General features: G+C 74.2%; 19 protein-coding genes and 1 tRNA gene. 14 read left to right on the forward strand and 6 right to left on the reverse strand.

What is annotated here, in order from left to right; genetic code table 11:
* Positions 1-8 precede the first annotated feature (8 nt).
* The gene (locus BM385_RS16085; protein ID WP_019435662.1) at positions 9-908 is read left to right on the forward strand and encodes a DUF4429 domain-containing protein; all 900 of its coding nucleotides are present in this window, start codon (positions 9-11) and stop codon (positions 906-908) included.
* Positions 909-925: 17 nt separating this feature from the next.
* Here the strand turns inward: BM385_RS16085 and BM385_RS16090 are convergent, their stop codons facing one another.
* On the reverse strand, positions 926-1642 hold the full coding sequence (locus BM385_RS16090; RefSeq protein WP_093843447.1) for a hypothetical protein: 717 nt from the start codon (positions 1640-1642) through the stop codon (positions 926-928).
* 35 nt (positions 1643-1677) lie between these two features.
* Entirely contained in the window at positions 1678-2682 is a 1005-nt protein-coding gene (locus BM385_RS16095; RefSeq protein WP_093843448.1) for an ABC transporter substrate-binding protein, read from the reverse strand.
* A 122-nt stretch (positions 2683-2804) separates the two neighbouring features.
* On the opposite strand from BM385_RS16095, the gene BM385_RS16100 reads away from it, so the two are divergent.
* The 5 genes from BM385_RS16100 (at position 2805) to glmS (ending at position 8053) form a co-directional block, all read left to right on the forward strand.
* A complete protein-coding gene (locus BM385_RS16100; RefSeq protein ID WP_093843449.1) occupies positions 2805-3872 on the forward strand; it encodes a FecCD family ABC transporter permease in 1068 nt (355 codons plus the stop codon).
* Positions 3869-4957 (forward strand): FecCD family ABC transporter permease, encoded by a 1089-nt coding sequence (locus BM385_RS16105; protein WP_093843450.1) that lies wholly within the window; start codon positions 3869-3871, stop codon positions 4955-4957. The genes BM385_RS16100 and BM385_RS16105 overlap by 4 nt, the downstream gene beginning before the upstream one ends.
* 1 nt (position 4958) lies before the next feature.
* Positions 4959-5810, forward strand: coding sequence for an ABC transporter ATP-binding protein (locus tag BM385_RS16110; protein ID WP_019435667.1), 852 nt, complete (start codon positions 4959-4961; stop codon positions 5808-5810).
* A gap of 79 nt (positions 5811-5889) precedes the next feature.
* The gene (locus tag BM385_RS16115) at positions 5890-6165 is read left to right on the forward strand and encodes a hypothetical protein (RefSeq protein WP_026047765.1); all 276 of its coding nucleotides are present in this window, start codon (positions 5890-5892) and stop codon (positions 6163-6165) included.
* A 67-nt stretch (positions 6166-6232) separates the two neighbouring features.
* Positions 6233-8053 (forward strand): glutamine--fructose-6-phosphate transaminase (isomerizing), encoded by a 1821-nt coding sequence (glmS, locus tag BM385_RS16120; RefSeq protein ID WP_093843451.1) that lies wholly within the window; start codon positions 6233-6235, stop codon positions 8051-8053.
* A gap of 353 nt (positions 8054-8406) precedes the next feature.
* On the opposite strand, the gene BM385_RS16125 is transcribed toward glmS, so the two are convergent.
* Positions 8407-8928, reverse strand: a complete 522-nt coding sequence (locus tag BM385_RS16125; RefSeq protein ID WP_026047766.1) for a universal stress protein — start codon at positions 8926-8928, stop codon at positions 8407-8409.
* Between the two features lie 645 nt (positions 8929-9573).
* Between BM385_RS16125 and BM385_RS16130 the strand changes: the two genes are divergently transcribed.
* The 4 genes from BM385_RS16130 to BM385_RS16145 all read left to right on the forward strand — a co-directional run bounded on the left by BM385_RS16130 (position 9574) and on the right by BM385_RS16145 (position 12797).
* Entirely contained in the window at positions 9574-10692 is a 1119-nt protein-coding gene (locus tag BM385_RS16130; protein ID WP_019435671.1) for a GlxA family transcriptional regulator, read from the forward strand.
* Between the two features lie 85 nt (positions 10693-10777).
* Positions 10778-11374, forward strand: coding sequence for an oligoribonuclease (gene orn, locus BM385_RS16135; RefSeq protein ID WP_019435672.1), 597 nt, complete (start codon positions 10778-10780; stop codon positions 11372-11374).
* A gap of 163 nt (positions 11375-11537) precedes the next feature.
* Positions 11538-11610: transfer RNA gene (locus BM385_RS16140), tRNA-His, on the forward strand.
* Positions 11611-11804: 194 nt separating this feature from the next.
* Entirely contained in the window at positions 11805-12797 is a 993-nt protein-coding gene (locus tag BM385_RS16145; RefSeq protein WP_093843452.1) for an AraC family transcriptional regulator, read from the forward strand.
* Positions 12798-13478: 681 nt separating this feature from the next.
* Here the strand turns inward: BM385_RS16145 and BM385_RS16150 are convergent.
* Positions 13479-13820, reverse strand: coding sequence for a hypothetical protein (locus BM385_RS16150; protein WP_175543008.1), 342 nt, complete (start codon positions 13818-13820; stop codon positions 13479-13481).
* A 114-nt stretch (positions 13821-13934) separates the two neighbouring features.
* Here BM385_RS16150 and BM385_RS16155 point away from each other — a divergent pair, with 114 nt between their 5' ends.
* The 3 genes from BM385_RS16155 to rsgA all read left to right on the forward strand — a co-directional run bounded on the left by BM385_RS16155 (position 13935) and on the right by rsgA (position 17096).
* On the forward strand, positions 13935-14657 hold the full coding sequence (locus BM385_RS16155; protein WP_093843454.1) for a M50 family metallopeptidase: 723 nt from the start codon (positions 13935-13937) through the stop codon (positions 14655-14657).
* 69 nt (positions 14658-14726) lie between these two features.
* Positions 14727-16073 (forward strand): 3-phosphoshikimate 1-carboxyvinyltransferase, encoded by a 1347-nt coding sequence (gene aroA, locus BM385_RS16160; protein ID WP_019435675.1) that lies wholly within the window; start codon positions 14727-14729, stop codon positions 16071-16073.
* A 15-nt stretch (positions 16074-16088) separates the two neighbouring features.
* Positions 16089-17096 carry a ribosome small subunit-dependent GTPase A gene (gene rsgA, locus BM385_RS16165; protein ID WP_093843455.1) on the forward strand — a complete coding sequence of 336 codons (1008 nt, stop codon included), beginning with the start codon at positions 16089-16091 and terminating at the stop codon, positions 17094-17096.
* Positions 17097-17269: 173 nt separating this feature from the next.
* On the opposite strand, the gene BM385_RS16175 is transcribed toward rsgA, so the two are convergent.
* Together BM385_RS16175 and BM385_RS16180 are read right to left on the reverse strand one after the other, a co-directional pair.
* The gene (locus BM385_RS16175) at positions 17270-18073 is read right to left on the reverse strand and encodes a sensor domain-containing protein (RefSeq protein ID WP_254791605.1); all 804 of its coding nucleotides are present in this window, start codon (positions 18071-18073) and stop codon (positions 17270-17272) included.
* A gap of 49 nt (positions 18074-18122) precedes the next feature.
* The gene (locus tag BM385_RS16180; protein WP_093843457.1) at positions 18123-19181 is read right to left on the reverse strand and encodes an NAD(P)H-dependent flavin oxidoreductase; all 1059 of its coding nucleotides are present in this window, start codon (positions 19179-19181) and stop codon (positions 18123-18125) included.
* 103 nt (positions 19182-19284) lie between these two features.
* Here BM385_RS16180 and BM385_RS16185 point away from each other — a divergent pair, with 103 nt between their 5' ends.
* Positions 19285-20043 carry an ABC transporter ATP-binding protein gene (locus BM385_RS16185; RefSeq protein WP_093843458.1) on the forward strand — a complete coding sequence of 253 codons (759 nt, stop codon included), beginning with the start codon at positions 19285-19287 and terminating at the stop codon, positions 20041-20043.
* The last annotated feature ends 444 nt before the right edge of the window (positions 20044-20487 follow it).

The raw sequence follows: 20487 nt of genomic DNA on the forward strand, positions 1-20487 counted from the left end.
CTGGAGGCATGGCTGAGATCACCCAGCGAGCCGGTAACTGGTATTTCGACGGCTCGGTGCTGCGCATCGTCCCCGGGCACGGGAAGGGGGTGCATGCGCTGCGGACCGCCCTCGGGGAGCTGACCGTGCCGCTGGAGGCGGTGGCGGGCGTCTCCTTCGAACCGGGGCGCAAGCACGACAGGCTGCGGCTGAGCCTGCGGGAGGGCGCGGACCCGCTCACCCAGGCGACCGGCGGCAAGCTGCCGGCGGCGGCCGACCCGTACCTGCTGGAGGTGCCGCACGAGCGGGCGGACGCCGCCAGGGAACTGGCGGCCGAGATCCGGGCGGCGCTGGAGACCGAGCGGGTGCCCGGCACCCCGACCGACCACTATCTGCTCCCCGGGCCGCAGACGCCGATCACGCTGCACGCCTCGGACGGTGAGGCCACCTTCGACGGGGAGCGGATCCGCATCGACTGGGGCTGGGGTGCGGACGACATCAAGAAGAACAGCGGCGCCCGGGTCATCGCGCTCGGCGACCTGGCCTCGGTCGAGTGGGCGCCGCCGCGCATAGAGAACGGCTTCGTCCGGCTGCACCCCAAGGGCGCGCACTCCACCTCCAAGCCGTCCCACGACCCGAACTGCGTGGTCATGTGGGGCTGGCGCGAGGTGAAGGACGTCACCGAGTCGGCGCTGTTCGTGGCAGCCCTCACCGCCGCGCTGCCGCACCCCTCGACGACCGGGGGCGCCACCGCCCCGACCGCGCCCGCCGTGGCCGAGCCGCTGCCGCGCGCGGCGGATGGCGACACCGGCAGCGAGCAGGACGCGGTGCTGCGGCGGCTGTGGGAACTGGGCGAGCTGCACGACACCGGGGTGCTGACCGACGAGGAGTTCGGCGCCGCGAAGAAGGCGCTGCTGAACCGGCTCTGACCGCTCGTGGACAGGCCCTAGCCGCTCACGCCCTCCGGCTGGACGGGGGCGCCGTCGCCCACCGGGGGGAGGTCGCCCCGTTCCCCGGGGGACGGCTGCGGACCCGAGGCCGGTTCCTTGCCGGGCTGTGCGCTCCCGGCCTGGCCGGCCGTCGGCTGCGCCTCGCCGGCGAGGTCGCGCGCGGCCTCCTCCTGCGCGCTCACCACCTCGGCGGCGTCGGCGGGCCTGGCCGCCTCCAGGGCCGCCCGCAGCACGTCGGGGTCGATGTCCGGATCGGTGGTGATGACGGAGACCCGCAGCCCGTCCAGGATGCGGTGGAACTCGGTGATGCCGGCCGCCTTGTCGGCGCTGATCCCGGTGTCGGCCGCGCCCGGCTCGGCCCGCTCCACCCGCAGTTCGATCGTCGAGCCGGAGGCGGCGACGTAGCTGACGCCCCAGCCGTCCTCGCCGACCACCCCGGCCGACTGCGGGGCCAGGGTGTAGCCGGGGATCTCGGTCAGCTGGATCAGCCCGGGATCGACCCCGGGGAAAACGGTCTCCTCGCCGGTGCCGGCCGGGGACTCCTCCGGCGGCTGCGCGGGGGAGGACGAGGCCGGCGGAGCGCCGGACTCCTCGGTCACCTCGGAGGCGGGCGCGGCCGGTGTTTCGGTGCCGCAGGAGGCCAGTGGCAGGGCGAGCACCGGCAGCAGCAGGACGGCCGCCGGCAGGCGGCGGACGGAGCGCGTGGCGATCATGTCCGCATTCTCCGCCCGCCGGCCGCCCGGGCGTGCTATTCCGCCGTGTCCACGCCGAAGATCTCCGCCATGTCGTCCAGTACCTGGTGTGCTCCCTGGAGGGAGACCGAGGTCATCCAGATCGCGTCCTCGACCTCGTGGACGTTCCCCTCGGCGACGGCGCCGAGCCGCTGCCACAGCGGGTTCGCCAGGAAGCGCTCCTTGCGCTCCTCGCCGCCCGCGTAGGTGGTGTAGAAGATCACGTCCGCGTCGGCCAGCTCGATCTGCTCCTCGCTGATCTCGATGTTGAACTCCTCGGGATCGCGCTGGTTCTCCGGCCGGGCGAGCCCCATGTCGGCCAGGATGATCCCGGAGAAGGTGTGCGGCAGGTAGATCCGGGTGGGGCCGTCCAGGAAACGGACGACGGAGACGGTCGGGTCGCCGTGCGCGGCGTTCACGGCCTCGCCGATCGCCGCGGCCCGGGTCTCGTACGCGGACAGCTGCTCGGCCGCCGCGTCCTCCTCGCCGAGCACCTCGCCGACCAGCGCGATGTTGTCCTTCCAGGTCGGCCCGGTGGTGGGGACGAAGACGGTGGGCGCGATCTGCGAGAGCGTCTCGTACAGCTCGTCGTGGCGCACGGTGGCCGAGACGATCAGGTCCGGCTCCAGCCGCATGATCTCTTCGAGGTTGGGGCTCTCCAGCGGGCCGACGTCCACGGTGTCCGCGACCGCGTCCCCCAGGTACGCGGGGAAGCCGTCCAGGTTCCGGTAGCCGCCGACGCCGCCGACCAGGGTGCCGTCCAGCGCGACGACCGCCTCGACCAGGCTGTTGTCCAGGGCCACGATCCGCTGCGGCTTGGCCGGGATCTCGGTCTCGCCCTTGTCGTGCTCGACGGTGCGCGGGAACGCGCCGTCCGCGGCGGCATCGGGGGAGGGGGCCGCGTCGTCCGCCGGGCCACCCGGGCTGTCGGACCCGCAGCCGGCCAGCCCGGCCGCCAGCGCGGTCATCAGCGCGAACGCGCCGACGCGGTGGCGCCAGCGGCGCCGGAGGAGGGTGGTCACGGGTCTCTCTTTTCCATTAGGTAAGGCTTGCCTTGGTAAAAGCTGTGTGAGCATAGCCAGCGGCCGGTGGCACAGGGAAGACGGGGGTGGGGGAAATGCGTAAGTCAGGTCTGCCTTACCTTGTGGACGTGTCCGACACCCCAGCCGCCGCCCAGGCGCCACCGGCCCCGGCCCCGCCACCGCCCGCCCGGCGCGGCGCGGCCCGTTCCGTCGCGCTCACCGTGCTGGTGCTCGCGCTGGTCGTCGCCGTGTTCGCCTCCCTGGCCGTCGGCAGCAAGTCCGTCGCCCTCGGCGATGTGTTCGCCGCGCTCGGCGGCAGCCGCGAGGGCGACGCCGTGGTCGTCCGCGACCTGCGGGTGCCGCGTACGGTGCTCGGGCTGCTGGTCGGCCTCGCGCTCGGCGCCGCCGGTGCCGTGGCCCAGGACATCACCCGCAACCCGCTGGGCGACCCCGGACTCATCGGGGTCAGCGCCGGGGCGGCCTTCGCCGTCGCCGCCGGCATCGGCCTCTTCTCCCTCACCCACTCCTACCAGTACATCTGGTTCGCCTTCCTCGGCGGCGCCCTCGCCGGACTGCTCGCCTACACCGTCGGCGGCACCGGGTACGGCGGCGCCACCCCCGCCAAACTCGCCCTCGCCGGCGCCGCCGTCACCCTCTTCCTCGGCTCCTTCACCAGCGCCCTGGTCCTGCTCGACGTCAACACCCTGGACCAGTACCGCTCCTGGGCTGTCGGCTCGCTCGCCGGCCGCAACGCCGACCTCGGCCCGCAGCTCGCGCCGTTCGTGATCGCCGGACTGATCCTGGCGCTCGCGCTCAGCGGCCGGCTCAACGCGCTGGCCCTCGGCGACGACCTGGCCACCACCCTCGGCGCGAGAGTCCGCACCACCCGCGCCCTGGGCGCCGTGGCCGTCATCGTGCTCACCGGCGCCGCCGTCGCCGCCGCGGGCCCGGTCACCTTCGTCGGCCTGGTCATCCCGCACCTGGTGCGCGCCTTCACCGGCCCCGACGCCCGCTGGCTGATCCCCTGCTCCGCGCTCGGCGGCGGCGTCCTGCTGCTGGCCGCCGACGTCATCGGACGCGTGGTCGCCCGGCCCGGCGAACTGGAGGCGGGCGTCGTCACCGCCGTCATCGGCGCTCCCTTCCTGGCCGTCATGGTCAAGCGCGGCAAGCTCAGGGAGCACACCCGATGACCGCACCCGCCGCCACCCGCCGCCCCCGGGCACGCGCGCTCACCGCCGAGGCCGGGCCGCTGGGGCTGCGCGTCCCGGTCAGGACCGCCCTCACCTGCGCCGCCCTGCTGCTGGCCGGTTTCGCCGCCTTCCTCGCCTCGGTCGTGATGGGCACCTACGCCGTCCCGCTGAACGACGTCCTGGGCGCCCTCTTCGGCTACGGCGACGGCGCCGCCGATCTCGTCGTCCACACCCTGCGGCTGCCGCGCGCCCTGACCGCCATGCTCGCCGGGATCGCCTTCGGGCTGGCCGGCGCCGTCTACCAGGCCGTCACCCGCAACCCGCTGGCCTCCCCCGATCTCATCGGGATCTCCGCCGGGGCCGGTGCGGGCGCGGTGGCCACCATCCTGTTCGGCGGGGTCACCGCCGCCGGCGCCGGCACCTTCGGCGCGGTGCCCTACGGGGCGCTGGGCGGCGCGCTGCTGACCGCCGCCGTCATCTACGCCTTCGCCTTCCGGGGCGGCACCATCACCGGCTACCGCTTCGTCCTGGTCGGCATCGCCGCCGCCGGGGCGCTGGCCGCGCTCACCCGCTGGATGCTGGCCCGCGCCGACATCGACCAGGCCGCCCGCGCCATGGTGTGGCTCACCGGCTCCCTCAACGGCCGCAGCTGGTCGCACGTGGAGTGGATCGGGTACGCGCTGCTGATCCTGCTGCCGCTCACCCTCGCGCTGGCCCGCGCGTACCAGCTGCTCCAGTTCGACGACGCGACCGCGCTCAGCCTGGGCATGCGGCTGCACCGGGCGCGGATCGTGCTGCTGATCGCCGCCACCTGTCTGGCCGCCGTGGCCACCTCGGTGGCGGGCCCGGTGGCCTTCGTGGCGCTGGGTGCCCCGCAGATCGCCCGCCGGCTGGCCGGCACCGCCGGGGTGCCGCTGGTGACCTCCGGGCTGATGGGCGCCGTCCTGCTGCTCGCCGCCGACCTGGCCGGGCGGCTGGTGCTGGCCCCGACCGAACTGCCGGTCGGCATCGTCACCGGCGCCGTGGGCGCCCCGTACCTGCTGTACTTGCTCGCCCGCTCCAACCGGGCCGGAAGGGGAGGCTGAGATGACCGCGGAGACCGAGACCGGGACCGGGACCGCCGGGACGGAGGCGGAGGCCGGTGCCGCCCGGATCGGCGCCGCCGGGCTGCGGCTGGAGTACGGCGACCACGTGGTCGCCCGCGATCTCGACCTGTCCGTCCCGGACGGCAAGGTCACCGTGCTGGTCGGCCCGAACGCCTGCGGCAAGTCCACCGCCCTGCGCGCCCTGGCCCGCCTCCTCAAGCCCGCCGCCGGATCCGTCCTGCTGGACGGCCGCGACATCGCCGCGCTCGGCGCCCGCGACGTGGCGCTGCGGCTCGCGCTGCTGCCGCAGTCCCCGGCCGCCCCCGACGGGATCACCGTCCGGGACCTGGTGGCCCGCGGCCGTACCCCGCACCAGCGCTGGTGGCGCCAGTGGTCGGCCGCCGACGAGGAGGCCGTGGACGCGGCGCTGGCCGCCACCGGGGCCACCGCCCTCGCCGAGCGGTCCCTGGACGAGTTGTCCGGCGGCCAGCGGCAGCGCGTGTGGATCGCGATGGCGCTCGCCCAGGACACCGGGGTGCTCCTGCTGGACGAACCCACCACCTATCTGGACCTCGCCCACCAGGTGGACGTCCTGGAGCTGGTCGCCCGGCTGAACCGCGAGCGCGGACGCACCGTGGTGATGGTGCTGCACGAGCTGAACCTCGCCTGCCGGTACGCCGATCATGTGATCGCCATGCGGGACGGCACGGTCGCGGCGGCCGGCCCGCCCGCCGAGGTGATCACCCCCGAGCTGGTACGGGAGGTGTTTGGGCTGCGGGCCGCGGTGATCACCTGCCCGGTGGCCGGAACCCCGCTGGTCATCCCGGAGCTGGACGCCCGCGGCACGCCGTAACGCATGAGAAACGCCACGCCCCTGCCCGATATCGGGCAGATTTGTTGCGGAAACCGTCCTTGATCCGCACTATCGAGGGGTGCTCGAACGTCGGACCCCACACGAGGAACTCGTGGATCACCTGGTGCGCAGCACGCCGCTCGCCCGGGGCGAGGCCGCGCGTGTCGTCCTCGACGTGCTGGCGTACTTCGACGAGACCATCGAGGAGTACACCCGCCGCCGCCACCGCGAACTGCAGGGGCGGGGACTGACCAATCCGGTGATCTTCGCGCGGATCGCCGAGGAGCTGACCCACCGCGCGGTGGCCCCGCCGCGACTGTCGGAACGGCAGCTGCGACGGATCGTGTACGGCTGAGCGCCGTCCACCGAGTGCGCACAGCGGCCCGCCACAAGGAACCAACCCAGCCAGGAGGACACCCCTTATGTGTGGAATCGTCGGATATATCGGGAAGCGGGATGTCGCACCCCTCCTCCTGGAGGGCCTCCAGCGCCTGGAGTACCGCGGCTACGACTCGGCCGGCATCGCCATCCACAGCAGCGGCAAGGGCGGCGGTCTGAAGACCGTCAAGAACAAGGGCCGCGTCCGTGACCTGGAGGCCAAGGTCCCCGCCCGCTTCGCCGGCACCACCGGCATCGCCCACACCCGCTGGGCCACCCACGGCGCCCCCAACGACATCAACGCCCACCCGCACACCGACGCCGCACAGCAGGTCGCCGTCGTCCACAACGGCATCATCGACAACTCCGGCGAACTGCGCGCCAAGCTCACCGCAGACGGCGTCGAACTCGTCTCCGACACCGACACCGAGGTGCTGGCCCATCTCATCGCCCGCGCCCAGTCGCAGACCCTGGAGGAGAAGGTCCGCGAGGCGCTGCGGCACATCGAGGGCACCTACGGCATCGCCGTGCTGCACGCCGACTTCCCCGACCGCATCGTGGTCGCCCGCAACGGCTCCCCGGTGGTGCTGGGCATCGGCGAGAAGGAGATGTTCGTCGCCTCCGACGTGGCCGCGCTCATCAGCCACACCCGCCAGGTGATCACCCTGGACGACGGCGAGCTGGCCACCCTCAAGGCCGACGACTACCGCACCTACACCACCGACGGCTCCCGTACCGCCGCCTCGCCCACCACCGTCGAGTGGGAGGCCGAGAGCTACGACATGGGCGGCCACGACACCTACATGCACAAGGAGATCGCCGAGCAGGCCGAGGCCGTGGACCGGGTGCTGCGCGGCCGGATCGACGACCGGTTCGCGACGGTGCGGCTCGGCGGCCTCAACCTGGACGCCCGCGAGGCGCGCACCATGCGCCGGGTGAAGATCCTCGGCTGCGGCTCCGCCTACCACGCCGGCCAGATCGGCGCCCAGCTGATCGAGGAACTGGCCCGCATCCCCGCCGACGCCGAACCGGCCAGCGAGTTCCGCTACCGCAACGCGGTCGTCGATCCGGACACCCTGTACATCGCGGTCAGCCAGTCCGGTGAGACATACGACACACTCGCCGCCGTGCAGGAGCTGAAGCGCAAGGGCGCACGGGTGCTCGGGGTGGTGAACGTGGTCGGTTCGGCCATCGCGCGCGAGACGGACGGCGGGGTGTACGTGCACGCCGGGCCCGAGGTGTGCGTGGTGTCCACCAAGTGCTTCACCAACACGGCGGTGGCCTTCGCGCTGCTCGCCCTGCACCTGGGCCGGATCCGGGACCTGTCGGTCTCGGACGGCAAGCGGATCATCGAGGGCCTGCGCAAGCTGCCCGGCCAGATCGCCGAGATCCTCGCCGACGAGCAGCGCATCGCCAAGCTGGCGGCCGACTTCGCCGACGCCAAGAGCATGATGTTCGTCGGGCGGGTGCGCGGCTACCCGGTCGCCAAGGAGGCGTCGCTCAAGCTCAAGGAGGTCTCCTACATCCACGCCGAGGCGTACCCCGCCTCCGAGCTGAAGCACGGCCCGCTGGCGCTGATCGAGCCCGCCACCCCGACCGTGGCGATCATCCCCGACGACGACCTGCTGGAGAAGAACCGGGCCACCCTGGAGGAGATCAAGGCCCGCAGCGGGCGGATCCTGGCGGTGGCGCACAGCGAGCAGGAGAAGGCCGACGACACCATCGTGGTGCCGCGCAACGAGCCTGAGCTGGACCCGGTGCTGATGGGCATCCCGCTCCAGCTGCTCGCGTACCACACGGCCCTGGCGCTGGGCCGGGACATCGACAAGCCGCGCAACCTGGCGAAGTCCGTCACCGTGGAGTGACCGGCGCCGCCGCGCGCACAGAGCGGCGGCCCCCGGAGAGGGTGCGTGCCACCATACGCACCCCCGGGGGCCGCCATCTCGCGCCGGCGTCGCCCATTACGCCGGCGTGGGGGACAGCCGCCGCCGGGTCCGTCACCTCCCGGCGGCGGCCAGAGGTCTCTGCTCCCTGTATGCCCCTCACAAGCGCACAATCCACCCCGCCGGGGGCAGGAATTTGCGGAAACGTCCCGGCGCCGGGGGCGGGGCACGCCGGGGCACGGCGCGGCTGCGGAGCGGGACCGGCCGGGCGGCGCGGTACGGGCGCGCCCGGGGGCGGGACGGACTACGGCGGCCGGCGGGGGCGCCGGCGGCCGTCAGGGGATGACGATGACCGGGCGGCGCGCCCGGCGGGCCAGCCGGCCCGACACGGAACCGAACAGCCGCCCCAGCAGCCCCTGGGTGGTGCCCACGACGATGGCGTCCGCCTCGTACTCCTGGCCCACCTCCTCCAGCTCGTGACAGATGTCGCCGCCACGCTCCAGGAGGACCCAGGGGATGTCGGTCAGCAGGTCGGAGCAGGCCAGCTCCAGACCGATGACCTCGGTGCGGTGATCGGGGATGTCCACCAGGGCGGGGGGTTCGCAGCCCGCCCAGACGGTGGTCGGCAGCCGGTTCGCCACATGAACGATGATCAGCCCGGAGCCGGCGCGGTGGGCCATGCCAATGGCGTATGCGAGAGCACGCTCACTGGTGGTCGAACCGTCGAATCCGACTACGACACCATGCTGAAATGCCGGGTCGCGGGAGTAGCGCTCATCGTCGGCGGACGCGGGGGTGGACGACGGATCGGCGAGACGCTTGCGATCCGTGGGTTCTGGGAGCTCGTATCCAGCCATCAGTGCCTCGGCGGGCGGTCAGCGAGGGAACCTCGTGAGCACGGCAGGGACAGGTGTGGGACACGGAAGGGCCCACGTCAAGGCTGTTTCCTCAGCCACAAGCCCACCTCCAGAGTACGACGTACATTGCTGGTTCCCGCTGACGCCGTTGTCAACCCCGCGAACCGTGACCGAGCAGCATGCCCCACCGCGGGGCGGGGCGCAATGGCCGCCGCGCTCTTGTGTGCGACCGATGCCGGAGCGTAACGATACGGTGTCTGCGACGTTGCCGGCGACCCGCCGGGACGTCCCATCACCGGCCGGGGGTCTTGTTGACGACTTTTATTTTCAGCCAACTTCCCCACTACTGAAACACCTTGCCCACCCGCCCCGCCAACCCCACGGTCCCACGGGGAAACGGCGAGGCACCGGGGCCACCGGCCACCGGCGTCGCGGAGCACGACGAGAAGGCGCACTTCCCCCAACTCCTCGTACGTGTAACGCTTCCTGATCGACTGCTTCGCGCCACGTTGCCATGTCGATTTAGCGCCGAGTGATGAACTTGTCCCGCCGACCTCATCCGACACAGTAGATTCGATCTTGGCAATCACGTCGGGGGAAACGTGCAGGACCGAGAGGATGCGACGACCGAGGGAACTGAGGAGCATGAGCCAGGACCCAACGCACGGCCCCGAGCCCGCCGTCAAGCTCGCTGCCCGGCGCCGCCGCGAGATCGTCGCGGTGTTGCTGTTCAGCGGCAGCCCCATGTTCGAAAGTTCCATCCCGCTCTCCGTCTTCGGCGTCGACCGACAGGACGCCGGAGTCCCGCGCTACCGCCTGCTGGCCTGCGCCGGGGAGGAAGGGCCGCTGCGCACCACCGGCGGACTGGAACTGCGCGCGCCCTACGGCCTGGGAGCCATCTCCCGCGCCGGAACCGTCATCGTCCCCGCCTGGCGGTCGATCACCGGACCGCCGCCCGCCGCCGCGCTCGCCGCGCTGCGCCGGGCGCACAGTGAGGGCGCCCGTATCGTCGGGTTGTGCACCGGCGCGTTCGCGCTCGGCGCGGCCGGCCTGCTGGACGGCAGACCGGCGACGACCCACTGGATGTACGCCCCCACGCTGGCCAAACGGTATCCGTCGGTCCACGTGGACCCCCGGGAGCTGTTCGTCGACGACGGTGACATCCTCACCTCCGCCGGCACCGCGGCGGGGATCGATCTGTGCCTGCACATCGTCCGCATGGACCACGGCCCCGAAGCGGCGGCGGCCCTGGCCAGACGGCTGGTGCTGCCCACCAGGAGAGGGGGGAACGGCAACGGTGCCGACAGTGGTCAGCCACGGCACCTGGACCGGTCTTTACCGGAGGACATCGGCGCCGACCCGCTGGCCGAAGTGGTGGCCTGGGCGCTGGAGCACCTCCACGAACAGTTCGACGTGGAGACGCTGGCGGCGCGTGCCTACATGAGCCGCCGCACGTTCGACCGGCGTTTCCGTGCCCTCACTGGGAGCGCTCCCCTGCAGTGGCTGATCACCCAGCGGGTGCTCCAGGCCCAGCGGCTGCTGGAGGTGTCCGACTACTCGGTGGACGAGGTGGCGGGCCGTTGCGGGTTCCGCTCCCCGGTCGCCCTGCGCGGCCACTTCCGGCGGCAGCTGGGGGCCTCCCCGGCGGCCTACCGGGCCGCCTACCGGGCCCGGCAGCAGGAGTCGGCGGCCGGCCGCGCCAAGCCGGTGACCGACGGTTTCTCGCCCCGGGTACCCGGCCAGCGGGGCCGCCCGGTGGCCTGAGCGCCGCACGTGCCGGGCGGCCCGCCCCACCGGGGGCGGGCCGCCCGCCACGGCGCTTCCGAACACCCGGCGTAGGGTTGTTCGCATGAACGACCGGATGGTGTGGATCGACTGCGAGATGACAGGTCTCTCGCTGATCGACGACGCGCTCATCGAGGTGGCCGCGCTGGTCACCGACTCTGAGCTGAACGTACTCGGGGAGGGCGTGGACGTCGTCATCCGCCCGCCCGCCGCCGCGCTGGCCGGCATGCCGGAGGTGGTGCGTGACATGCACACCGCCTCGGGGCTGCTGGACGAGCTGGACGACGGCACCACGCTGGAGGACGCCGAGCGGCAGGTGCTGGAGTACATCCGCACCCACGCCCCGGAGGCCGGCCGCACCCCGCTGTGCGGCAACTCGGTCGGCACCGACCGGGGCTTCCTCGCCCGGGACATGCCGGACCTGGAGGGGCACCTCCACTACCGGATCATCGATGTCTCCTCGCTGAAGGAACTGGCCAGGCGCTGGTACCCCCGCGTGTACTTCAACAGCCCGCCCAAGGGCGGCCGGCACCGGGCGCTGGCGGACATCAAGGAGTCGATCGCCGAGCTGCGGTACTACCGGGAGGCGCTGTTCGTGCCCCAGCCGGGGCCGGACTCGGACACCGCCAAGCGGATCGCCGCCCGGTACGGCGCCGACTGACGCCGCCCCGGGGGCGTGCGGGTGGTGCGGCGCCGGGCGCGTGCCGCGCCGGTATCGCGCCGGTACCCCCGGAGGGAACGCGGGAGCGAAGTGCCCCGCGCACCCTGTACACTCAATACGGCCGAACGGAGAGGGCGGGAAACCGCCTCCCGAAACGGTCATGGTGGGTGTAGCTCAGTTGGTAGAGCACCTGGTTGTGGTCCAGGTGGCCGCGGGTTCGAGTCCCGTCACTCACCCTTCTCGGTACAGAGGGCCCGGTTCCGTAGTGATACGGAACCGGGCCCTTCCGCGTGTGCGTGCCGGGGGCGGTCAGGGCCCGGCCGAGGGCCCCGCCCCGGGGCCACCCTCGTTCCGCTGTCGGGGCGTTCGGCATGGTGGTGATGATGGAGGCGGCTGTGACGCGACAGCTGAACCTCCCAAGGAGAGCCGCATGCTTCCCTCCACCCTGCTGGACAGCGACCATCTGGAGCCCGGCGAGCGTTTCGAGTTCTGGCGCCACGCCCTCAGCACCGTCATCGCCCCGATGGAGATCACCAGCGACCGCACCGCGGACTTCGAGGGCCGGATGCGGCTGATCATGCTGGAGGACATCCATGTGTTCCCCGTCACCATGCGGGCCGCCGCGGCCCGCCGTACCGCCCGGCTCATCCGGCAGTCGGACCCGGACCTCCTCCACCTCGCGCTGCTCGCCCCCGGCGCCAACCCGCTGGCGGTCAGCCAGCACACGGCGCGCGACGTCACCGGGCCGGGGGAGCTGTACCTGGTGGACACCTCGCGGCCCTTCACCGTCCGGGCCACCTCGTCCGGTCTGCCGCTCAGCGGGCACTGCGTCGAGATACCCAAGAGCCGGCTGAGCCTGCCCCCGCGCACCCCCGTCGGCCGGATCCTGGGCCGCTCGCTGTCCGGCACCCGCGGCTTCGGCGGGCTGCTCGCCCACCTCCTCGGCCACCTCGGCGCGCAGCACCACACCTACCGGCCCTCCGACGCGCCCCGGCTCGCCACCGCCCTCACCGACCTCGTCACCGGCGTCATCACCCAGAACCTCGACGCGGGCCCGCCGCCCGACCCGGCCGTGGCGGAACGCACGCGGTTCCTCGCCATCAAGGAATTCATCGAAAGACACCTGGCCGATTCCGCGCTGACCCCCGCCGCCGTGGCGGCCCACCATCACCTCTCCACCCGCCATCTGCACCGGCTCTTCCAGCAGCACGGCACCAGCCCGGCCGCGTACATCCGCCGCCGGCGGCTGGAACAGGCCCATCACGACCTCAGCACCCCCGCCCGCACCCCGATCCAGACCGTCGCCCACCGGTGGGGTTTCACCTCCCACGCCCACTTCACCCGCGCCTACACCCGGCAGTTCGGGGTGTCCCCCACCCGGACCCGCCGCCGGGTGCTCGACCAGCAGCGGCCCGGGTCCTGACCGGCACCGTCACACCGGCCGGTGTCCCCGGCCGGGCCGGACGCCGGGTTCTTGACCGACAGCGACAAGGATCTTGACCATCCCCGCCACAAGGCGCCCCCGAGGTGGCCAAGTGCCGGGCGTGGCGGTGGAATAGCACCCATCAGCAGGTGAACGGCGCGCCGGGGAAGGCGTGGTGTTCTCCGTCGCGCGCGGAGGATGGAGGAGCGGCACCATGCGACCGGAGAGGTATCCGGGAGCGCCGGTGCGCCCGATCGCCCCGGGCGGGCATCGCCGGCGCCGACCGGCGAGCGGCCGGCCGGCACCACCGCCGTGCCTGCTGACGGGCCGACCCCACGACGGCCCACAGACGTGATCGCCGGCCCGGAATCCCGGGTCACGGTCCCGCGCCGCGTCACCTTCCACCGACGGCGGTCGCGTACCGGTGACGACGTCCGGGCCGCTGCACACCTCTGACCAGGGTGGGCAGCCCGGAGCCCGGCCGGCCGGGGTGGCCCGATGGGGAATCCGTGCGGCACGACCGCGCGGCGGGCCACCCCCGCGGCCGGATGGGGCCGGCCCCGACCGGGGCCGGCCCCGACCGGGGCGCCCGGGCCTCGGACGGCGCCGGGGCGGGCGCCGATCCGCTCCGCGCCGGGAGGACCCGGCCGGCAGGTACCGGGGGTGTCCGGCGGACCGGACTCAGTCGCCGCCTCCGCCGCCCCCGTCACCGCCCCCGCCACCGCTGTCCCCGCTTCCGCCGCCACTGCCGCCGTCGCCGCTGTTGCCGCCGTTCCCGCTGTCGCTTCCCCAGCTCCAGCCCCAGCCGGACCCGCTGCCCCCGCTGTCGTGGGAGGCCGCGCCGGGGTCCGCCGTCCCCGCACCGCCCGGCCGCCGGCCGCCGCCCTTCGGCTGCTCGCCCCGGAAGGCCCGGACGGCGACTCCCGCCACCGTCACCAGCACCACGAGGCCGAGCACCACCAGTACGCCCATGCGTTCCCCCTGTCCGTTCCGTACGGTCTCCGCCGCCGGGTTTTCACGCATTCACATGTTGTCCACAGGCCCGGACGGGCCGTGGGCAGCCTCCCATAGGATCGCCTGGCAGGAGTGGGGGATCCGGGGAGCACCGGAGAGTACCGGGAAAGGGGATGGGACACCGTGGAGATCGCTGACCTCTCGGAGCTGTGGGACCGGGTCACCGGCACCCAGCCCGCGCCCGAGCTGTGGCTGGTGCTGGCGACCGCCGCCGTCGCGCTGGCCGTCGTCACGCCCTACGGCGTGTGGCGGGTCGCGCGGAACACCATCACCATCGCCCACGAGGGCGGCCACGGCCTGGTGGCCCTGCTCACCGGCCGCAAACTGGAGGGCATCCGGCTGCACTCGGACACCTCGGGGCTGACCGTCTCCCGGGGCAAGCCCACCGGCCTCGGCATGATCCTCACCGCCGCCGCCGGCTACACCGCGCCCTCGCTGCTCGGCCTGGCCGGCGCCGCGCTGCTGTCGGCCGGCCGGATCACCGCCCTGCTGTGGGGTGCCACCGCGCTGCTGCTGGCCCTGCTCGTCATGGTGCGCAACGCCTACGGGATGCTCACCGTGCTGCTCACCGGCGCGCTGTTCCTCCTCGTCTCCTGGCTCACCGACCCCGAGGTGCAGGCCGCGTTCGCCTACGGCGTGGTGTGGTTCCTGCTGCTGGGCGGGGTGCGGCCGGTGTGGGAGCTCCAGGCCAAGCGGCGGCGCGGCGGCGCCGGTGACTCCGACGCCGACCAGCTGGCCCGGCTGACCCGCATGCCCGCGCCGATCTGGCTGCTGTTCTTCCACGCCGTCGTGCTGGCCTGCCTGATAGCCGGCGGCGGCAGCCTGCTGGATGCCGCCGCACCCTGACGTTCCGGCCCCCGCCGACCGGGGCCCACGCCCGCCGATCACCGCCCGCCGCGCACTAAAGTGAGCACCATGACCGACCACAGCCTGACCGCCGACCACTGGCCCGCCCCGCTCGCCTCCGAAGCGGTGGAGGCCACCGTCACGGTGCCCGGCTCCAAGTCGGTCACCAACCGCGCGCTGATCCTCGCCGCGCTCGCCGCCGACCCCGGCTGGATCCGCCGCCCGCTGCGCTCCCGCGACACCCTGCTGATGGCCGAGGCGCTGCGGTCGCTGGGCATCGGCATCGAGGAGACCGTCTCCTCCAGCTCCGCCGTCGCCGGGGCCCCCGAGGGCCGCGGCGAGTCCTGGCGGATCATCCCCGCCACCCCGCAGGCGCCCGCGACCGTCGACGTCGGCAACGCCGGCACCGTGATGCGGTTCCTGCCGCCGCTGGCCGCGCTCGCCGAGGGCCCGGTCCGCTTCGACGGCGACCCGCGCTCGCACGAACGCCCGCTGCACGGCGTCATCGACGCGCTGCGCGCACTCGGCGCCCGCGTCGACGACGAGGGGCGCGGCGCGCTGCCGCTGACCGTGCACGGCGCCGGCTCCCTCGACGGCGGCCCGGTCGAGGTGGACGCCTCCGCGTCCTCCCAGTTCGTCAGCGCCCTGCTGCTGTCCGCACCGCGCTTCAACCAGGGCGTGGAGGTGCGCCACACCGGCGCCGTCCTGCCCTCCCTGCCGCACATCCGGATGACCGTCGACATGCTGCGCCGGGCCGGTGCCCAGGTCGACTCCCCCGAATCGGGCGGCGAGCCGAACGTGTGGCGGGTGGCGCCCGGCGCGCTGCTCGGCCGCGATCTGGTCGTCGAGCCCGACCTCTCCAACGCCCAGCCGTTCCTGGCCGCCGCCCTGATCACCGGCGGCAGCGTCACCATCCCCGACTGGCCGTTCCACACCACCCAGCCCGGTGACGCGCTGCGCGAGATCTTCTCCGCGATGGGCGGCGACTGCGTGCTGGACGACCGGGGCCTGACCCTCACCGGCAGCGGCCGGATCCTCGGCATCGACATCGACCTCGGCGACGTCGGCGAACTGACCCCCGGCATCGCGGCGGTCGCCGCGCTGGCCGAGAGCGAGTCGGTGCTGCGCGGGGTGGCCCATCTGCGGCTCCACGAGACCGACCGGCTGGCCGCGCTGACCCGGGAGATCAACGCCCTGGGCGGCGATGTCACCGAGACCGCCGACGGGCTGCGGATCCGCCCGCGCCCGCTGCACGGCGGGGTGTTCCACACCTACGACGACCACCGGCTGGCGACCGCGGGCGCCGTGCTCGGCCTGGCCGTGAAGGACCTGGAGGTGGAGAACATCGCCACCACCGGCAAGACCATCCCCGACTTCCCCGAACTGTGGCACGGCATGCTGGCGGGGCGCGGATAGGCCGGGCGGCACACGATGCGCCGGTACGGCAAGCACACCGATGAGGACGACGTCCGGGTCCGCCCCTCCCGGCACGGCAGCCGCCCCCGCACCCACCGGCGGCCGGCGCACGAGGACGCGGCCGAGGGGTTCGTCCTGACGGTGGACCGGGGCCGGATCACCTGCCTGGTGGGCGAGGTGACCGTCACCGCCATGAAGGCCCGCGAGCTGGGCCGCAAGGCGGTGGTCGTGGGCGACCGGGTCGCGGTGGTCGGCGACCTGTCCGGCAAGCGCGACACCCTGGCCCGCATCGTGCGGGTGGAGGAGCGGACGTCGGTGCTGCGGCGCACGGCGGACGACGACGACCCGTACGAGCGGGTGGTGGTCGCCAACGCCGACCAGTTGGCGGTGGTCACCGCGCTCGCCGACCCCGAGCCCAGGCCCCGGCTGATCGACCGCTGCCTGGTGGCCGCCTACGACGCCGGCCTGGAGCCGCTGCTGATCCTGACGAAGGCCGATCTCGCCCCCGCCGGGCCGCTGCTGGAGACCTACGCCCCGCTCGGGGTGCGCCACGTGGTGACCAGCGCCGAACGCTTCGAGGACGCGGCCTTGGTGGAGCCGGTACGGGAGCTGCTGGACGGGCGGATCACGGCGTTCGTCGGGCACAGCGGCGTCGGCAAGACCACCCTGGTCAACGCCCTGGTGCCCGAGCGGCAGCGGGCCACCGGCCACGTCAACGCGGTGACCGGACGCGGCCGGCACACCACCGTCTCGGCGCTGGCCCTGCCGCTGCCGGACGCCGCCGGCTGGGTCATCGACACCCCCGGCGTACGGTCCTTCGGCCTCAACCACATCGATCCGTCCCGGGTCATCCACGCCTTCCCCGACCTGGAGCCGGGTGCGGAGGGCTGCCCCCGGGCGTGCAGCCACGACGAGCCGGACTGCGCGCTGGACGCGTGGGTGGCCGACGGCCACGCCGATCCGGCGCGGCTCTACTCGCTGCGGCGGCTGCTGGCGACCCGGGAGCGGACGGCGGGCGACTGACCGCCCCGGGCGCCGGCCCGGCTCCGGCCGGGCTCACGGCGTCGCGGTCACGGGTGCGGGTCCGGGCACGGGTGCGGGCACGGGTACCGCTGGTATCTGGGCGTGGGCTCCGGTCCGGCTCACGGCGTCACGGTCACGGATCGGGTACCGGCCCCCCGGGGCTCCGGCCCGGGTCATACGGTCGCGGCGGTCCCGGTGGTCCCGGTGGTCCCGGTGGTCGCATCGGCCCCGGCGGTCGCTGTGGTCGCGGTGGTCCCGGCTGACGGATCGGCCCCGGCGGTCGCGGTCGTCCCGGCTGTCCCGGCGGAAGCGGTCGCCGTCCCGGTCCGCGCGGCGGCGGCGACGGCGGCGCGGTGGGCGGCCGTACGGTTCGTCAGCAGCACACCGGCCAGCGAGCGGTTCAGCGCCACCATCCCACGCACCACCGGCATCGAGGTCGCCAGCAGGAGGGCGCCGACGGCGGTCATGAAGACGGCCTCGCCCGCGTACGAGTCGTTCCCCGTCATCAGCTCCAGCAGCCCCTGGTGGTCCTCCCCGCGCGGCAGGGCCCAGCCCCAGGCGACGAACAGCACACCGCCCACGCCGCCCACCGTCCAGACGACGGCCAGGCAGAAGCCGGCCACCCGCAGCGGCAGCGCCAGCACCATGTGCGCCAGGTCCCGCCACGACTGCGGCTCCGCCAGCGAGCGGACGACGCGGCCGAGGCCGGTACCGCCGGTGGTGCGGTAGTGGTGCGGCGGCAGCGGCCGGCCGGGCAGCGCCTCCAGTTCGCGGCGCTCCACCCGGGCCATGCCCCGGGCGGCCCGCAGCGTACCGGCGAGCACCGGGATGCCGCCCACGATCACCAGGGTGCCCAGGCCCAGAGCGAAACCGGTGACGGCCACGGTGAAGGCCACGATGCCGACCGGCAGGCCCCGCAGGAGGTAGGACAGTTCGCGCCGGAACCGGCCGGCGGCCGGGGGAGTGGAGTAGCTCATGCCCTCAACCCTCGCGCCCCCGCGCCGGGTTCACCAGCGGCCTGGGACGTCAGCCGGGGGTGGTGCTGAGTACACCCTCCGCCTCCCGCCACAGCCGCCGGGTCAGTTCCCCGGCGGGCTCCTCGGTGCTGTACCGGTGGCCGGTGCCCGCCCACAGGCTCAGCCCCTCCGGGTCCCCGGCGGCGGCCGACGCCGCGCGCAGCGGCCGGGTCAGCTGGTGCACCAGCGGGTACCCGGCCGGGGCGGCGGCGGTGTACGCGTTCAGGAAACGGTTGCGCAGCCCGCGCGCCGGACGGCCGGAGAACGCGCGGGTGACGGCGGTCGACGCGAAAGCGCCCGGGGCCAGCGCGGCGCGGTAGGCCGCACCCGTACCCGCCTCCGGCGCCCGCAGATAGGCGGTGCCCAGCTGCGCCGCCGCCACCGTGTCGCACCGGCGCAGCACGGCCGCGAGGTCCGCGCCGGTGGCCAGCCCGCCCGCCGCGATCAGCGGACGGTCCGTCACCTCCCGCACCCGCTCCAGCAGCAGCGGCAACGGCGTGTCGTCCGGGTCGGCCTCCGGGTCGAAACCGCCCCGGTGGCCACCCGCCTCCGGGCCCTGCACACACAGCGCGTCCACCCCCAGGGCCGCGGCCTGCGCCGCCTCGTCAGGGGTGGTCACCGTGCACACCACGGCCGTACCGGCGGCCCGCAGCGCCGCCACCGTCGCGGCCGGCGGCGCGCCGAAGGTGAACGAGACCACGGGCACCGGATCGGCCAGCAACAGCGCCAGCTTCGGCTCCCAGTGGTCGGTGTCGTGGACGTCCGGCTCCGGCAGCGTCACCCCGTACCGCGCGGCCTCCGCCGCCAGTTCGGCGCGGTAGCGCAGCACCGGGCCGAGATCGTCCGGCAGCGGGCGGGGCACGAAGACATTGACGCCGAACGGGGCCGCCCCGACCAGCTCCCGGGTGCGCGCCACCCGGTCGGCCAGCGCCTCGGGGGTGAGATAGCCGGCGGCCAGGAAACCGAGCCCCCCGGCCCGTACCACCGCCGCCACCAGCTCCGGGGTGGCCGGCCCGCCGGCCATCGGCGCCTGCACGATCGGGATGTCCAGCTCACGCAGTTCGAACATGCCCGCAGCGTAACCACCCCGAGCGGGGTGGAGTCCGCTCCACCCCCGGCAGGGGTGCGGGCAGGCTCGTGGCGGCCGGGCCGCCGCTCCTAGCGTTCTGGCCATGCGAGAAGAGAACACAGGGGCGGTGCCGGCGCTGCGGCTCGACGGCGTGCGCCGGGTGTACCCGGGCGGCGGCGGGCCGGGGCCGGCGCTGGACGGGGTGGACCTGGAGCTGGCGCGCGGCCGGTTCCTGGCGGTGCTGGGCCGCTCCGGGTCGGGCAAGTCCACGCTGCTGCGCTGCGCGGCCGGACTGGAACGGCCCACGGCGGGCACCGTCCGGCTGGCCGGAACGCCGCTGGCCGGGCTCCGGCCCAAGGCGCTCACCCGGCTGCGCCGGGACCGCATCGGGTTCGTCTTCCAGGAGCTGAACCTGGTGCCGTCGCTGACCGCGCTCCAGAACGCCGCGCTGCCGCTGCTGCTCGCCGGGGCGGACGAGCGGGACGAGCGGACGCGGGCCCGGGCGCTGCGCGTACTGGACGAGGTCGGGCTGGCCGACCGTGCCGACGACCCGCCGCACCGGCTCTCAGGCGGCCAGCGGCAGCGGGTGGCGATCGCCCGCGCCCTGATCACAGCCCCGGAGATCGTCTTCGCCGACGAACCGACCGGCGCCCTGGACCCGGTGACGGCGGACGAGGTCCTCGGCCTGCTGCGCCGCGCGGTGGACGCGTACGGCCACACGGTGGTGATGGTGACGCACGACCCGGCCGCCGCCGCGTACGCGGACGAGGCGATCGTCCTGGACCGGGGACGGATCGTCCGGCGGCTCGCCGCGCCGTCCGCGGCAGGGGTGCTGGGCGCGCTGCGGGCGGTGGCGGCGTGAACGGCGCGACGGGCGACGGCGCGCGCTCCGGCGCGCGTGGCGCGAGGGGCCGGGCGGGCGCCGCGGCGGTGCTGGCCCGGGCGGCGCTGCGCCATCAACGGCGCTCCTGGCGCACCGTGTTCGTGGCCGTCCTGGCCACCTCGCTGCTGCTGGGCTGCTTCGCGCTCGCCGTGACGACGGTCGCGCTGGGCCGCCCGGCGGTCGAGCGGTACGCGGCAGCGCCGGTCGTGGTGACGGCCGATCAGACCACCCGCCACCGGGGCGCGCAGGCACCGCTCACCGAACGGCTCCGGATCCCGGCCTCGGTGGCGGACCTGCTGCGGTCGGTGCCGGAAGTGGCCCGGGTCGTCACGGACCGGGAGTTCCGGGTGCCGGCCGACGACGGCACCACCTACCCGGGACGGCTGTGGGAAGCGGCGGAACTCGCCCCATGGGAACTGCGCG

Origin of the sequence: Streptomyces harbinensis, from assembly GCF_900116145.1 — a bacterium.
Lineage (GTDB): Bacteria > Actinomycetota > Actinomycetes > Streptomycetales > Streptomycetaceae > Streptomyces > Streptomyces carpaticus.